Origin of the sequence: Flavobacterium nackdongense (assembly GCF_004355225.1) — a bacterium.
GTDB lineage: Bacteria > Bacteroidota > Bacteroidia > Flavobacteriales > Flavobacteriaceae > Flavobacterium > Flavobacterium nackdongense.
Genome location: NZ_CP037933.1, coordinates 3636839 through 3651769, shown reverse-complemented (window position 1 = coordinate 3651769; position 14931 = coordinate 3636839). Strand labels below are relative to the sequence as shown.

Annotated in this window: 10 protein-coding genes, 2 tRNA genes and 3 rRNA genes; 9 read left to right on the top strand and 6 right to left on the bottom strand. The window is 41.1% G+C overall.

Annotated features, from left to right (window positions below; genetic code table 11):
* The first annotated feature begins 60 nt into the window (after positions 1 to 60).
* From E1750_RS15720 to E1750_RS15680, 9 genes are all read left to right on the top strand, one after another.
* Positions 61 to 609, top strand: a complete 549-nt coding sequence (locus E1750_RS15720; protein WP_133277682.1) for an REP-associated tyrosine transposase — start codon at positions 61 to 63, stop codon at positions 607 to 609.
* A gap of 118 nt (positions 610 to 727) precedes the next feature.
* Positions 728 to 1783, top strand: coding sequence for an NADH-quinone oxidoreductase subunit NuoH (gene nuoH / locus E1750_RS15715; protein ID WP_133277681.1), 1056 nt, complete (start codon positions 728 to 730; stop codon positions 1781 to 1783).
* A 5-nt stretch (positions 1784 to 1788) separates the two neighbouring features.
* Positions 1789 to 2265: a 4Fe-4S binding protein gene (locus E1750_RS15710; protein WP_133278167.1), complete on the top strand. Its 477-nt coding sequence runs from the start codon at positions 1789 to 1791 to the stop codon at positions 2263 to 2265.
* Between the two features lie 4 nt (positions 2266 to 2269).
* Complete coding sequence (locus E1750_RS15705) at positions 2270 to 2791, top strand: NADH-quinone oxidoreductase subunit J family protein (RefSeq protein ID WP_133277680.1); 522 nt, start codon at positions 2270 to 2272, stop codon at positions 2789 to 2791.
* Positions 2788 to 3105, top strand: a complete 318-nt coding sequence (gene nuoK, locus E1750_RS15700; RefSeq protein ID WP_133277679.1) for an NADH-quinone oxidoreductase subunit NuoK — start codon at positions 2788 to 2790, stop codon at positions 3103 to 3105. Before E1750_RS15705 ends, nuoK begins: the two co-directional genes overlap by 4 nt.
* Before the next feature lie 11 nt (positions 3106 to 3116).
* Complete coding sequence (nuoL, locus tag E1750_RS15695) at positions 3117 to 5045, top strand: NADH-quinone oxidoreductase subunit L (RefSeq protein WP_133277678.1); 1929 nt, start codon at positions 3117 to 3119, stop codon at positions 5043 to 5045.
* Positions 5046 to 5054: 9 nt separating this feature from the next.
* Positions 5055 to 6551, top strand: coding sequence for a complex I subunit 4 family protein (locus E1750_RS15690; RefSeq protein ID WP_133277677.1), 1497 nt, complete (start codon positions 5055 to 5057; stop codon positions 6549 to 6551).
* A 10-nt stretch (positions 6552 to 6561) separates the two neighbouring features.
* Positions 6562 to 7992, top strand: a complete 1431-nt coding sequence (locus E1750_RS15685; RefSeq protein ID WP_133277676.1) for an NADH-quinone oxidoreductase subunit N — start codon at positions 6562 to 6564, stop codon at positions 7990 to 7992.
* 3 nt (positions 7993 to 7995) lie between these two features.
* Complete coding sequence (locus tag E1750_RS15680) at positions 7996 to 8322, top strand: hypothetical protein (RefSeq protein ID WP_133277675.1); 327 nt, start codon at positions 7996 to 7998, stop codon at positions 8320 to 8322.
* A gap of 392 nt (positions 8323 to 8714) precedes the next feature.
* Here E1750_RS15680 and rrf read toward each other — a convergent pair.
* The 6 genes from rrf to E1750_RS17795 form a co-directional block, all read right to left on the bottom strand.
* Positions 8715 to 8824 (bottom strand): 5S ribosomal RNA (gene rrf, locus E1750_RS15675).
* Between the two features lie 143 nt (positions 8825 to 8967).
* Positions 8968 to 11854 (bottom strand): 23S ribosomal RNA (locus E1750_RS15670).
* A 281-nt stretch (positions 11855 to 12135) separates the two neighbouring features.
* Positions 12136 to 12212 (bottom strand) — tRNA-Ala (locus tag E1750_RS15665).
* Between the two features lie 89 nt (positions 12213 to 12301).
* A tRNA-Ile gene (locus E1750_RS15660) sits at positions 12302 to 12375 on the bottom strand.
* Positions 12376 to 12529: 154 nt separating this feature from the next.
* Positions 12530 to 14041, bottom strand: a 16S ribosomal RNA gene (locus E1750_RS15655).
* Together the 16S, 23S and 5S rRNA genes with 2 tRNA genes alongside form the textbook arrangement of a ribosomal RNA operon.
* A 559-nt stretch (positions 14042 to 14600) precedes the next feature.
* On the bottom strand, positions 14601 to 14741 hold the full coding sequence (locus E1750_RS17795; protein ID WP_165698064.1) for a hypothetical protein: 141 nt from the start codon (positions 14739 to 14741) through the stop codon (positions 14601 to 14603).
* Positions 14742 to 14931: the final 190 nt, after the last annotated feature.

The following is a 14931-nucleotide window of genomic DNA, read 5'->3' as shown; positions in this document are numbered from 1 at the left end:
CGCTAGCGCGAGCTTCTAGCTCGTGCCAACAAACAAATGTAAAATTAATTTAGTTTTTCGATGAGTAGAAAATATAAATTTCACGAAAAGGATGGAGCCTATTTTATAAGTTTTGCTACTGTTTATTGGATAGATGTTTTTACTAGAGATGATTATTTTGGTTGTATGATTGAGTCGTTAGATTATTGTAGAAAAAATAAAGGGATGGAAATTTATGGTTATTGCATTATGCCGAGTCATATCCATTTAATTTTTAGATCATCATTAGGTGATCCATCAGGTTTAATAAGAGATTTAAAAGGATTTACGTCAAGAAAAATTTTAAAAGTAATTGAAGAAAATCCTCAAGAAAGCAGAAAAGAATGGTTGCTGTGGATGTTTGAAAGAGCTGGAAAGAAAAACAGTAATGTGAAATTTAGACAATTTTGGCAACAAAACAATAACCCAATTGAAATTTGGTCATTGAAAGTTTTTGAGCAAAAATTAGATTACATTCATAACAATCCTGTTGAAGCAGGTTTTGTGACCGACCCAATAGATTGGAAATATAGTAGTGCAAGAAATTATGGGAACAACGACAGTACAATTTTAGAAATAGATTTAAATTAATTTTGTTGCGGGTACGAGCGTGACGCTCGCACTAGCGAAAGCGATAACCATAAATAGTAATTATAATTAAAGTAAAATATCAAAATGAAAAAACATCCTAAATATACTTATTAACCTTATGAACATTACAAAAAATATTCACGAATGGCTTTTTAGCCTGATGCCAGAAACTACTGCAAGCATTGTAGAAATGCTATTGATAGCTGTAGTTTACCTCGGTATTTTTGCAGTTGCCGGTTTGTACTTGGTTTTACTCGAAAGAAGAGTAGCCGCTTGGTTTCAATTGCGTTTGGGTCCAAACAGAGTAGGATACCAAGGTTTATTACAAACTATGGCCGATGCCCTGAAATTAGTTTCCAAAGAGTTAACAGGAACAATCAAAGCAGACAAGTTTTTATACAATTTAGCTCCCTATTTTGTTATCGTAACCGCCTTGATGGCGATGTCGCTTTTCCCTTTTACTAAGGAATTTCAAGCCTTTGACATCAATATTGGTATTTTCTTTTTAATAGCCATTTCCTCCATTGGAGTTATCGGAATTTTATTAGCAGGTTGGAGTAGTAACAACAAATTTGCCTTAATTGGTGCGATGCGAAGCGGTGTTCAAACCATTAGCTACGAACTGTCCGTTGGATTATCGCTTTTGACAATGGTTTTAATGACGGGTTCTTTGCAACTATCCCAAATTGTCGAAGTTCAAGAAAAAGGAGGTTGGCTAATTGTTCAAGGACACATTCCTGCCATCATCGCTTTTTGCATCTATATGATTGCCGGAACCGCCGAAACCAATAGAGCTCCTTTCGATTTGGTAGAAGCCGAATCTGAATTGGGTGCTGGTTTCCACACCGAATACTCGGGAATGAAGTTCGCCTACTTCTTCTTGGCAGAATTTATCAATATGTTTATCATCGCCTCCATCGCTACAACAGTATTCTTCGGAGCGTATTTATCTCCTTTTGGAATAACCGAAAATATTCCTTTGCTTGGTGTATTTTGGTTCTTAATAAAAACATTAGCAATAATCTTTTTAATGATGTGGTTCCGATGGACATTCCCAAGACTAAGAATTGACCAATTGCTGGTATTGGAATGGAAATATTTGCTTCCGCTAAACTTAATGAACTTGATTATAATGGCGTTGATGGTATTGCTTGGATTAACAATTCAATTTTAGAAATTATGAGTTATTTTTCAGATATATATAATGGTGTAAAAACACTTCTCACAGGAATGAGTGTCACCGGAAAGTATTTTTTACATTCCAGAAAAGGGGCTATAACCCAACAATATCCTGACAACAGAGCTACATTACAAATGTTCGAACGTTTTCGTGGTGAGGTAGTGATGCCGCACGACGAAAAAAACGAACACCGTTGTACCGGTTGCCAAAAATGTGAATTGGCTTGCCCGAACGGAAGTATCGAAATTATTTGGGACAGACAAATTGACCCAGAAACCGGCAAAAAGAAAAAAATGATAGACAAACACATTTATCATTTAGGAATGTGCACGATGTGTAGTTTATGCATCGAAGCCTGTCCTACCGATGCTATCAAATGGGCGCAGAATTTTGAAAATTCCGTTTACGATAGAACGTACCTCACTAGAGTTTTAAACAAACCAGGATCAAAAGTGGTTCCTGGACTAGAAGATTAATCTTATGGAAAAAGTTATATTTTACATTTTAGCCTTGATAATGATTGTATCAGCCATTGCTTCTGTAAGCAGTCGCAAAATGCTTCGATCAGTGATTTACTTATTGTTTGTTCTCATCGGGGTAGCGGGAATTTACTTCTTAATTGATTACAATTTCTTAGCCGCCGTTCAATTGACGGTTTATGCAGGAGGGATTATCGTCTTGGTTATTTTCTCGGTTTTATTGGTACATCATATCGAAATGCAATTGGAAATGGCCAAATTATCCAAAAAAATCCTTACTGGCCTAGCTTGTCTGATTGGACTTGGTGTTTTCTTATTCACCATTTATACTAATGATTTCACAGTGATAGAAAATTCGAAAACCACCACTGTTGAAGATATCGGTCGTGGACTTTTGAGCTACGACGCAGGCGGATTTATTTTACCTTTTGAAGTAATCAGTATTCTGTTGTTGGCCGCTATGATTGGAGCCATCATTATTGGAAAAGGAGACAAACTAACTAAAAACGACGACACATTATGATAGCCGGAATTAGCATCTACGAAATTTTTACCCTCACCTCTATTCTATTTTTTATAGGTATTTATGGGTTTATTACCCGAAAAAACTTGATCTCGGTTTTAATATCGCTCGAGTTGATTTTAAATGCTTCGGCGATAAATTTTGTTGTCATCAACAAATATTTATATCCCGATGTATTGCAGGGCGTTTTCTTTTCGATTTTTATTATTGCTGTGGCTGCCGCCGAAACTGCGTTGGCTGTTGCAATAATCATTAATCTTTACAGACAAATCAGTTCTGTTGAAGTGAAGGACACTGAAATTATGAAGTATTAATATTCTAAATTATGGACATCTCTTATATAGTATTTATTCCGTTAATTCCACTAGCTGTTTTCTTGCTTTTGGGAATTGGGTACCAGAAAATCAAACCAGCGGTTTCTGGATACATTGGAGTTGCTGGATTAGCCACATCTGCAGCACTTTCTTATTTTGCTGCTTACCAGTACTTCTTCGTAAGCGGAAAAGTCGATGGCGTGTACCAAACCCTTGTAGAAAAAACCGTTTGGATGAACTTCACAGATACTTTACACATCGATATGGGAATTTTGATAGATCCAATATCCATAATGATGCTCGTTGTAGTAACTACCATTTCCTTAATGGTGCACATTTACAGTAGAGGGTATATGCACGGCGATAACGGATATACTAAATTCTTCGCTTTTTTATCGCTGTTTACATTTTCGATGCTAGGATTAGTTTTAGCTACCAACCTTTTCCAAATCTACATTTTCTGGGAATTGGTGGGTGTTTCATCCTATTTATTAATTGGCTATTATTATACCAAAACTTCAGCAGTTGCGGCTGCCAAAAAAGCGTTCATTGTTACCCGATTTGCCGATTTTGGCTTCTTGATTGGAATTATGATAGTTGGTCATTATGCTGGATCTTTCGATTTTCAAACCTTGAATGCTGTAAATCCTGAAGGCGAAGGATTGCTAATGCAATGGGGAGCTTCTTCCTTTATGGGATTATCGGTAATAACTTGGGGATTGCTTCTAATATTTATGGGTGGAGCCGGAAAATCGGCAATGTTTCCATTACACATTTGGTTACCCGATGCGATGGAAGGGCCAACACCGGTTTCAGCTTTAATTCACGCAGCAACAATGGTTGTTGCAGGAGTTTATTTGGTGGCTCGATTATTCCCGATGTATTATTTTGTCGAAGGTGGATATGTATTGAATATAGTAGCTTATGTGGGCGGTTTCTCTTCTTTGTTTGCAGCAGTAATTGCACTGACCCAGACCGATATTAAACGAGTTTTGGCTTTTTCGACGATGTCACAAATTGGTTATATGATGCTAGCTTTAGGCGTTTCGAGTTACAAAGGTCACGAAGGAGTTGGTTATATGGCGTCTATGTTCCATTTGTTTACTCACGCGATGTTCAAAGCCTTATTATTCTTGGGTGCTGGTTCTGTAATTCACGCGGTTCACAGCAATTATCTCAAAGATATGGGCGGATTGCGCAAGTATATGCCGATTACGAATATTACGTTCTTGATTGCGGCATTGGCGATTGCCGGAGTGCCACCATTTGCGGGATTTTGGAGTAAAGACGAAATCTTAGTCGCTGCTTTCGAAAAAAATCAATTACTATATTTTGTTGGACTTTTTGTAGCAGGATTGACAGCCTTTTATATGTTCCGATTGTATTTTGGAATATTCTGGGGCAAAGAAACCAAATACCATCACGCTCCGCACGAATCGCCAATGTCAATGGCTTTTCCTTTATTGTTCTTGGCTTTAATGAGTATCGTAGCCGGATTTATACCTTTCAGCGAATTTGTAACTGCCGACAAAATGGGTTTTGAAGCGCATTTGAATGTACCACTAGCAGCGGTTGCTGTTGGAACCGGATTAGTCGGTATTATTTTGGCTTGGATTTTCTACAAAAAAGAAAATGATTTGGCTGACAAATTTTCCAATGCTTTTGGTATGTTCTACAAATGGACTTATCACAAATTCTATTTCGATGAAATCTATATGTTTATTACCAAAAAAATTATCTTCAATTTAGTTTCCACTCCTATTGCCAAATTCGACAAGAAATATGTGGACGGAACTATGGAAGGCATTGGAAACAAAACGGTTATCATTTCCGAAAAAATAAAAGGATTACAATCTGGAAGATTACAAGATTACGCTATGTTTTTTGTTTCTGGCGTTGTGATTATAGCCTTGGTTTTTATTTATTTATGGACAAACTAATCAATTAATATGGATATTTTATCACTTTTTGTAATTGTACCTGTACTCACAGTTATGGCTTTGGTTTTCGCCAAAGGTTTAAAACAAGCTCGAATTATTTCAATGATTGGAAGTTTCGTCCAACTCGGAATGGCTATCAATTTGCTTTTCGTTTATTTAAAAGAAAGAGCTGGCGATAAGAGCGTAATGCTTTTCACTCAGGATTATGTTTGGTTCAAAAATTTCAATGTGCATTATGCCATCGGAGTGGATGGCGTATCGGTAGCTTTATTGTTATTGACCGCACTTGTGGTTTTAGCAGGTGTTTTCATCTCTTGGAAAACCGATGATTTACCCAAAGAATTTTTCATTTCGCTTTTAGTTTTGGCCACTGGAGTATACGGATTCTTCATTTCGCTCGATTTGTTTACGATGTTTGTGTTCTACGAAATAGCTGTAATCCCGATGTATTTGCTGATTGGAATTTGGGGCTCAGGGCCAAAAGAGTATTCGGCAATGAAGTTGACTTTAATGTTGATGGGAGCTTCTGCCGTTTTATTAGTTGGCGTGTTGGGAATTTATTTCAATTCCAATGCTGATGGAGGAGCGCTAACCTTTAATATTTTGGAAATTGCCAAAGTAAACATTCCATTTGAAGCACAGAAATTATTTTTCCCTTTGACTTTTGTTGGTTTTGCGGTTCTAGGCGCTTTATTTCCTTTTCATACTTGGTCACCAGATGGTCACGCTTCGGCGCCAACAGCAGTTTCGATGCTTCACGCGGGAGTTTTAATGAAATTAGGAGGTTATGGTGTATTCAGAATTGCGATGTTTTTATTGCCTTTGGGCGCGATTGAATGGTCTTGGTTCTTCATCATATTATCCGCTATTGGAGTCATTTACGGAGCCTTTGGAGCATTAAAACAAACCGATTTAAAATACATCAATGCCTATTCCTCAGTGAGTCACCTTGGAATGGTGTTATTCGCTTTATTGATGCTGAACAAAACCGCTTGGAACGGAGCTATTCTACAATCTTTATCTCACGGATTTATGACTGCCTTATTCTTCGCCTTAATCGGGATGATTTACGGAAGAACACACACAAGGGACATCACGAAATTAGGAGGATTATTGAAAGTGATGCCATTTATTTCTGTGATTTATGTTATTGCAGGTTTGGCATCCTTGGGTTTGCCTGGATTTAGTGGTTTCATTGCTGAAATGAACATCTTCGTTGGTGCTTTCCAACACGAAGAAATGTTCTACAGAGTAGCCACCGTAATTTCGGTATCGGCCATTGTGGTTACAGCAGTGTACATCTTACGTGTACTAGGTATAATGCTAATGGGAGAGGTAAAAAACGAAGAGTTTTTAGATTTACCTAAGGCAACTTGGTTCGAAATAACAGGTATTTTGCTATTATTAATTCCAATGTTAGGTATGGGTGTTGCTCCACTTTGGTTGAGCGATATGACAATGGAAAGCCTTCAACCATTTATTCAAGGAGTATTAAATCATTTATAAAATAACTAAAATGAATTTGAACAGTTTTATCGCAATGCGACAAGAAATTTTCCTCTTAACAATTCTATTATTGTTGATTGTAGGCGAAATTTTCGTAAATAAAGACAAAAAGGGGCGTCTTGTGCCTTTCGCACTTAATATATTTATAATCCACACAATTCTTGGATTTTTTCCTATTGAAGAAACTAGTTTATTTGGCGGAATGTTTCGCACCAATACACTAATTCATTTCTTCAAAAACACACTAAATGTGGGTGTATTTATAGTCCTACTTCAATCGGCCGATTGGATTAAAGAAAAAATGGTACCGCTAAATAAAGAAACCGAATTCTTTATGTTGTTGTTTTCTTCCCTTCTCGGAATGTATTTTATGATTTCGGCGGGTGATTTTCTAATGTTTTACATCGGGTTAGAATTATCGACATTGCCTGTGGCAGCTTTGGTAGCTTGGGAAACATCCAAAAGAATTTCAAGTGAAGCGGGAGTTAAGTTTATCCTTTCAGCAGGATTAGCCTCGGGAGCATCTTTATTTGGTATCTCACTTTTGTATGCAGCTACGGGTTCCATTTATTTTGAAGCGATTTCAGCAGTTTTAACTTCAAGTAACTTAACGTTATTAGGTTTCATTCTGTTTTTTGCAGGATTGGCATTCAAAATATCTTTGGTTCCGTTCCATTTCTGGACCGCCGATGTGTATGAAGGAGCGCCAATTGGAGTTGCGTCCTATTTATCGGTAATTTCAAAAGGAGCCGCAGCCTTTATCTTGATGATTTTATTGTTTACCGTTCTAAAACCCTTGATGCACGTTTGGGAAAACATCGTTTATGTTATTGCCCTTGCCACTATGTTTATCGGTAACTTATTCGCTTTACGCCAACAAAATATGAAGCGCTTCTTAGCTTTTTCATCGATTGCGCAAGCCGGTTTTATCCTTTTGGGTTTAATAACTGGCACCCAATTAGGAACTGCTACCGTTGTGTATTTTGTGTTAGTATATGTGTTCTCGAATCTGGCTGCTTTTGGTGTGGTACAAGCCATTGCATTGCAAACCGGAAAAGAAAACAGAGACGATTATAACGGTCTATACCGAACCAATCCTAATCTAAGTTTGGTAATGATGTTAGCCTTGTTCTCCCTAGCTGGAATTCCACCGGTGGCAGGTTTTTTTGGAAAATTCTTCCTATTCGCCGCAGCGGCAAGCAAAGGATATTACTTTTTGGTTTTCTTGGCAGTAGTCAACGTAACGATCTCTCTTTACTATTATTTATTGGTAGTAAGAGCGATGTTCATCAGAAGAAGCGAGACTCCAATTCAATATTTCAAAAGTAAGATTTATATGCGTCTAGGACTAATTGCTACCGTTTTAGGTATTCTTGTTCTAGGATTATACAGCCCATTATACGATTACATTTTTGAATTAAGCACCCTTTTTAATAAATAAGTTATGGCATCATTAGACGGAAAACATTCATTTGGAAGCATCGGCGAAACAAGAGTCACTTTTGTCGAAAAAGGCGTTGACGAAGCCCGCAGAGATTTCTTGACACAACTATTGGAGCACAATGGCTTTGAAGTTATTATTGACGAAGAAAAGAAAAAAACAGAAGAAGATCCACAATTATACACAGTCGCAGTAACCGATATGGTTTTCAATCCCACCATTTGGATTTTCGAACGAAAAATGAAGACTTTAGATGGGCACAAAGTAACCCCAGACTATTGGTTTCAAAGAACCACAGATACCAATCCAATGTATTGGAAGAATTCATAAAAGCAACACTAACCAACCAAAACCCGAAAAGGCCAATCTAGCAATAGATTGGTTTTTTTATGGCGTGCCACCACTTCCGCAAGCTCCAGCGCTGTCGGGCTGTACGCTGTATCTTTGTTTTCTTAAAGAAAGAAAACAAAGGATGCCGCTTCCATCCCTCACGCTACTCATAAACTACTTCCAATCTTCTTGCTCGTAGTAAAAAAAAGCATTTACAGCACAATTCACAGTGGTAAAAAATATAGAATTCTTCCTTTTTAGTCTAGCCACTATTTACGCTTAATTTTTAAAGCTCCACAGGTTTTGGATTTGATGCAAAAAGTGGCTTAAATATTCCCCAAAACCTTTATAAAACAAAAAAACCCCGTTCGTTAGAACAGGGTTTTTCAAAAGAAAGGCGACGACATACTCTCCCACATAACTGCAGTACCATCTGCGCAGGCGGGCTTAACTACTCTGTTCGGGATGGGAAGAGGTGAGCCCCGCCGCAATAACCACCTTAAGGTCGTTTTGCAATGGGTAATTAGCTTTTGCTAATCAACATTACACAATATCTTAACATACTGAGATAAAGAATATAAAAAGTATTAGAAAGTTTCCCCAGCCCCTTTGTTCCCCCTTTGGGGGTTAGGGGGCTGGAAAGGTGTACATAAGCTTACGGGTTATTAGTACTACTCGACTATGACATTACTGCCTTTACATCTATAGCCTATCAACGTGGTCATCTCCCACGACCCTTAAAAGAAATCTCATCTTGTGGTGGGTTTCGCGCTTATATGCTTTCAGCGCTTATCCCTTCCCAACGTAGCTACTCTGCGATGCTCCTGGCGGAACAACAGATACACCAGCGGTTAGTCCAATTCGGTCCTCTCGTACTAGAATCAGATCCACTCAAATTTCTTGCGCCCACAGTAGATAGAGACCGAACTGTCTCACGACGTTCTGAACCCAGCTCGCGTGCCACTTTAATGGGCGAACAGCCCAACCCTTGGGACCTTCTCCAGCCCCAGGATGTGACGAGCCGACATCGAGGTGCCAAACCCCCCCGTCGATATGAGCTCTTGGGGGAGATCAGCCTGTTATCCCCGGCGTACCTTTTATCCTTTGAGCGATGGCCCTTCCATGCGGAACCACCGGATCACTATGCTCTACTTTCGTACCTGATCGACCTGTATGTCTCTCAGTCAAGCTCCCTTATGCCATTGCACTCTACGCACGGTTACCAAGCGTACTGAGGGAACCTTTAGAAGCCTCCGTTACTCTTTTGGAGGCGACCACCCCAGTCAAACTACCCACCAAGCAATGTCCCCCACGTTTGTGGGGTTAGGCCTCAGATAAACAAAGGGTTGTATTTCAACAATGACTCCACAACGCCTAGCGACGCCACTTCACAGTCTCCAACCTATCCTACACATCATTTATCCAAGGTCAATACTAAGCTATAGTAAAGGTGCACAGGGTCTTTTCGTCCCACTGCGGGTAAACGGCATCTTCACCGTTACTACAATTTCACCGAGCTCATGGCTGAGACAGTGTCCAGATCGTTACACCATTCGTGCAGGTCGGAACTTACCCGACAAGGAATTTCGCTACCTTAGGACCGTTATAGTTACGGCCGCCGTTTACTGGGGCTTCAATTCAATGCTTCTCCGAAGATAACATCTCCTCTTAACCTTCCAGCACCGGGCAGGTGTCAGGCCCTATACTTCATCTTACGATTTTGCAGAGCCCTGTGTTTTTGATAAACAGTCGCCTGGACCTCTTCACTGCGGCCAGCATTGCTGCTGGCGACCCTTCTCCCGAAGTTACGGGTCTATTTTGCCTAATTCCTTAGCCATGAATCTCTCGAGCACCTTAGGATTCTCTCCTCGACTACCTGTGTCGGTTTGCGGTACGGGTACTATTAACCTGAAGTTTAGAGGTTTTTCTTGGAAGCCCTTAGGTACACTATCTCTTTGTCCGAAGACGCCGAGTACTATCAGCCTTTGCCAAAATCTGCGGATTTGCCTACAAATTCTATAGCTACAGCCTTCAACGAACTATTCCGTCAGTTCGCGGTACTTTCATCACTCCGTCACCCCATCACAGTTAACAGTAGTACGGGAATATTAACCCGTTGTCCATCGACTGTCCCTTTCGGGTTCGCCTTAGGTCCCGACTAACCCACAGCTGATTAGCATAGCTGTGGAAACCTTAGTCTTTCGGTGTGCGGGTTTCTCGCCCGCATTATCGTTACTTATGCCTACATTTTCTTTTCTAACCAGTCCAGCATGCTTTACAACACACCTTCTACCCTGTTAGAATGCTCCCCTACCACTTTGCAACTTAATGCAAAATCCATAGCTTCGGTAATATGTTTATGCCCGATTATTATCCATGCTCGTCCGCTCGACTAGTGAGCTGTTACGCACTCTTTAAATGAATGGCTGCTTCCAAGCCAACATCCTAGCTGTCTGGGCAGACAAACCTCGTTCTTTCAACTTAACATATATTTGGGGACCTTAGCTGATGGTCTGGGTTCTTTCCCTCTCGGACTTGGACCTTAGCACCCAAGCCCTCACTGCTGGTAAACATTATATAGCATTCGGAGTTTGTCAGGAATTGGTAGGCGGTGAAGCCCCCGCATCCAATCAGTAGCTCTACCTCTATATAACTTTATGACCAACGCTGCACCTAAATGCATTTCGGGGAGTACGAGCTATTTCCGAGTTTGATTGGCCTTTCACCCCTACCCACAGGTCATCCGAAGTCTTTTCAACGACAACCGGTTCGGTCCTCCACTGTGTGTTACCACAGCTTCAACCTGCCCATGGGTAGATCACACGGTTTCGCGTCTAACACTACTGACTAAAGCGCCCTATTCAGACTCGCTTTCGCTACGGATCCGTGGCTTAACCACTTATCCTTGCCAGCAACGTTAACTCGTAGGCTCATTATGCAAAAGGCACGCCGTCACCCCACGAAAGGGCTCCGACCGCTTGTAAGCGTATGGTTTCAGGATCTATTTCACTCCGTTATTCACGGTTCTTTTCACCTTTCCCTCACGGTACTGGTTCACTATCGGTCTCTCAGGAGTATTTAGCCTTAGCGGATGGTCCCGCCAAATTCAGACAGGGTTTCACGTGCCCCGCCCTACTCAGGATACCACTATCCTTTACACTTATTACTTATACGAGGCTATCACTCTCTATGGCTCTACTTTCCAGTAGATTCTAATTCTTTGTGCAAGAAATGTCGTGGTCCTACAACCCCAACATTGCCGTAACAACATTGGTTTGGGCTAATCCGCGTTCGCTCGCCACTACTTACGGAATCACTTTTGTTTTCTTCTCCTCCGCCTACTTAGATGTTTCAGTTCAGCGGGTTCGCCCACCTATCGGTGTACTATGTCTTCAACATAGTGGGTTGCCCCATTCAGGTATTTACGGATCATATCGTGTGTGCCAATCCCCGTAACTTTTCGCAGCTTATCACGCCTTTCTTCGCCTCTGAGAGCCTAGGCATCCCCCATACGCCCTTATTTTGCTTATTGTACCAATCATTCATTTAAGAATGACCGTTTTGTTTATTCTGTTTGAGCCGTTGCATTGCAACGTCTCTACAAAATGCTTTCTACTTTTTAAATATTTTTATCTCAATATGTCAATGAACTTTAAGCCCCCTCCAGCTCCCCCGAAGGGGGAGAGCCGATTGCTCTTTGTTCCTCCCCTTTGGGGAGGTTAGGAGGGGCTTTTGTGGAGAATAACGGAGTCGAACCGTTGACCTTCCCGATGAAAATCGGGACGCTCCAGCACCATCCTGCTGAATCTTCTTTGGTGGAGAATAACGGAGTCGAACCGTTGACCTCCTGCGTGCAAGGCAGGCGCTCTAGCCAGCTGAGCTAATCCCCCATTTTTTTAAATTCCAAATTTTTAAATTCCAAATTCCAAAAAAATAAGGATTTCAACCTCTAGAATTTCCTCTTTTTAAGTGAAAATAGTAGTCCCGGGCAGACTCGAACTGCCGACCCCTACATTATCAGTGTAGTACTCTAACCAGCTGAGCTACGAGACTCTGTTTTACTTAAATTGCAAAGCCGTTGCAGCGCAACGTCTCTACCTGTATTATTTGAACTAACAGCGAGAGTAATGGAATCTTTCGATTCTTTCCATTTAAATTTTTCGTCTTCTTTCCTTAGCGTGTATTACTACTAACACTAAGGCTCTAGAAAGGAGGTGTTCCAGCCGCACCTTCCGGTACGGCTACCTTGTTACGACTTAGCCCTAGTTACCAGTTTTACCCTAGGCAGCTCCTTGCGGTCACCGACTTCAGGCACCCCCAGCTTCCATGGCTTGACGGGCGGTGTGTACAAGGCCCGGGAACGTATTCACCGGATCATGGCTGATATCCGATTACTAGCGATTCCAGCTTCACGGAGTCGAGTTGCAGACTCCGATCCGAACTGTGACCGGTTTTATAGATTCGCTCCTACTCACGTAGTGGCTGCTCTCTGTACCGGCCATTGTAGCACGTGTGTAGCCCAAGGCGTAAGGGCCGTGATGATTTGACGTCATCCCCACCTTCCTCTCAGTTTGCACTGGCAGTCTCGTTAGAGTTCCCGACTTCACTCGCTGGCAACTAACAACAGGGGTTGCGCTCGTTATAGGACTTAACCTGACACCTCACGGCACGAGCTGACGACAACCATGCAGCACCTTGTAAATTGTCTTGCGAAAGTTCTGTTTCCAAAACGGTCAATCTACATTTAAGCCTTGGTAAGGTTCCTCGCGTATCATCGAATTAAACCACATGCTCCACCGCTTGTGCGGGCCCCCGTCAATTCCTTTGAGTTTCATTCTTGCGAACGTACTCCCCAGGTGGGATACTTATCACTTTCGCTTAGCCACTGAAGTTGCCCCCAACAGCTAGTATCCATCGTTTACGGCGTGGACTACCAGGGTATCTAATCCTGTTCGCTACCCACGCTTTCGTCCATCAGCGTCAATCCATTAGTAGTAACCTGCCTTCGCAATTGGTATTCCATGTAATCTCTAAGCATTTCACCGCTACACTACATATTCTAGTTACTTCCTAATAATTCAAGTCCTACAGTATCAATGGCCGTTTCCCCGTTGAGCGGGGAGATTTCACCACTGACTTATAAGACCGCCTACGGACCCTTTAAACCCAATGATTCCGGATAACGCTTGGATCCTCCGTATTACCGCGGCTGCTGGCACGGAGTTAGCCGATCCTTATTCTCACAGTACCGTCAAGACATTACACGTAATGTTGTTTCTTCCTGTGCAAAAGCAGTTTACAATCCATAGGACCGTCATCCTGCACGCGGCATGGCTGGATCAGGCTTGCGCCCATTGTCCAATATTCCTCACTGCTGCCTCCCGTAGGAGTCTGGTCCGTGTCTCAGTACCAGTGTGGGGGATCTCCCTCTCAGGACCCCTACCCATCGTAGCCTTGGTATGCCGTTACCATACCAACTAGCTAATGGGACGCATGCTCATCTTTTGCCGTTGTGACTTTAATGTGAAAATGATGCCATTCTCACATACTATGAGGTATTAATCCAAATTTCTCTGGGCTATCCCTCTGCAAAAGGTAGATTGCATACGCGTTACGCACCCGTGCGCCGGTCTCTAGTATTGCTACTATACCCCTCGACTTGCATGTGTTAAGCCTGCCGCTAGCGTTCATCCTGAGCCAGGATCAAACTCTTCATCGTATATTGTTTAGTCTTGCGACTTACTTATTATTCGACTCAAATTCTAGTGGTCATCTCTGTATAGACGCGATAAATCATCGTCTCTACGATTCTCTTACTCTCTTTATTCTTGTTTTAATTCATTCGAGTCGTTGCTGTGCAACGTCTCTACAAACCAAAACGGCTGTCAATTCAATATGTCTAAGAACTTTCGTTTTTTATTACTATCGCCATTCTTTCGTTTAGCGGGTGCAAAAGTACAACTTCTTTTTATTCTGGCAAGCTTTTTGAAAAGTTTTTTTGAAAAATATTTTTTCCTTTTCTTCTCATTTCTCTTATCAGCCTTTCAATTAACGTTGCGCTTTTAGCGGGGTGCAAAGGTAACTTCTGTTTTCGAATCTCACAAACTTTTCTGAATCTTTTTTGAAAATAATTTTTCAACTTTAATTCGTTTCGTTTGTCAGGTTTTCTATGAACGTCTGCTTGAATGCGGCTGCAAAAGTAGTACGTTTTTTGAGTTATACAAGGCCTTTTGCAATCTTTTTTGAAAGTATTTTTTAAATCATTGGTTTTTGGGTATTTACAAACCGTCTTTTTTGAAGTTTTCTGATTTTGAACCTATGTCTTTTGAGAATTCTATCGGTTTTGAACCGTCTTGAGGATTCGTCGTATTGCCTTGCCCGTAAAAAAGACGCCAATTTTCTGGGACTCCCTTGAACAAATTAAGTATGAAAACTAATTTATATCTCGAAATAGCCTAAAAAAAACCCTCTCCCCGACCCTCTGCCAAGGAGAGGGAGACGAAAAACGAAGGTAGTTACCAGTTAGCTTGATGATTTATTGGGAAGATCGTTGCGGATTATTAACAAGAACTATTTACTCTTCTATTTGGGTGAAACGTCTTTATAGAC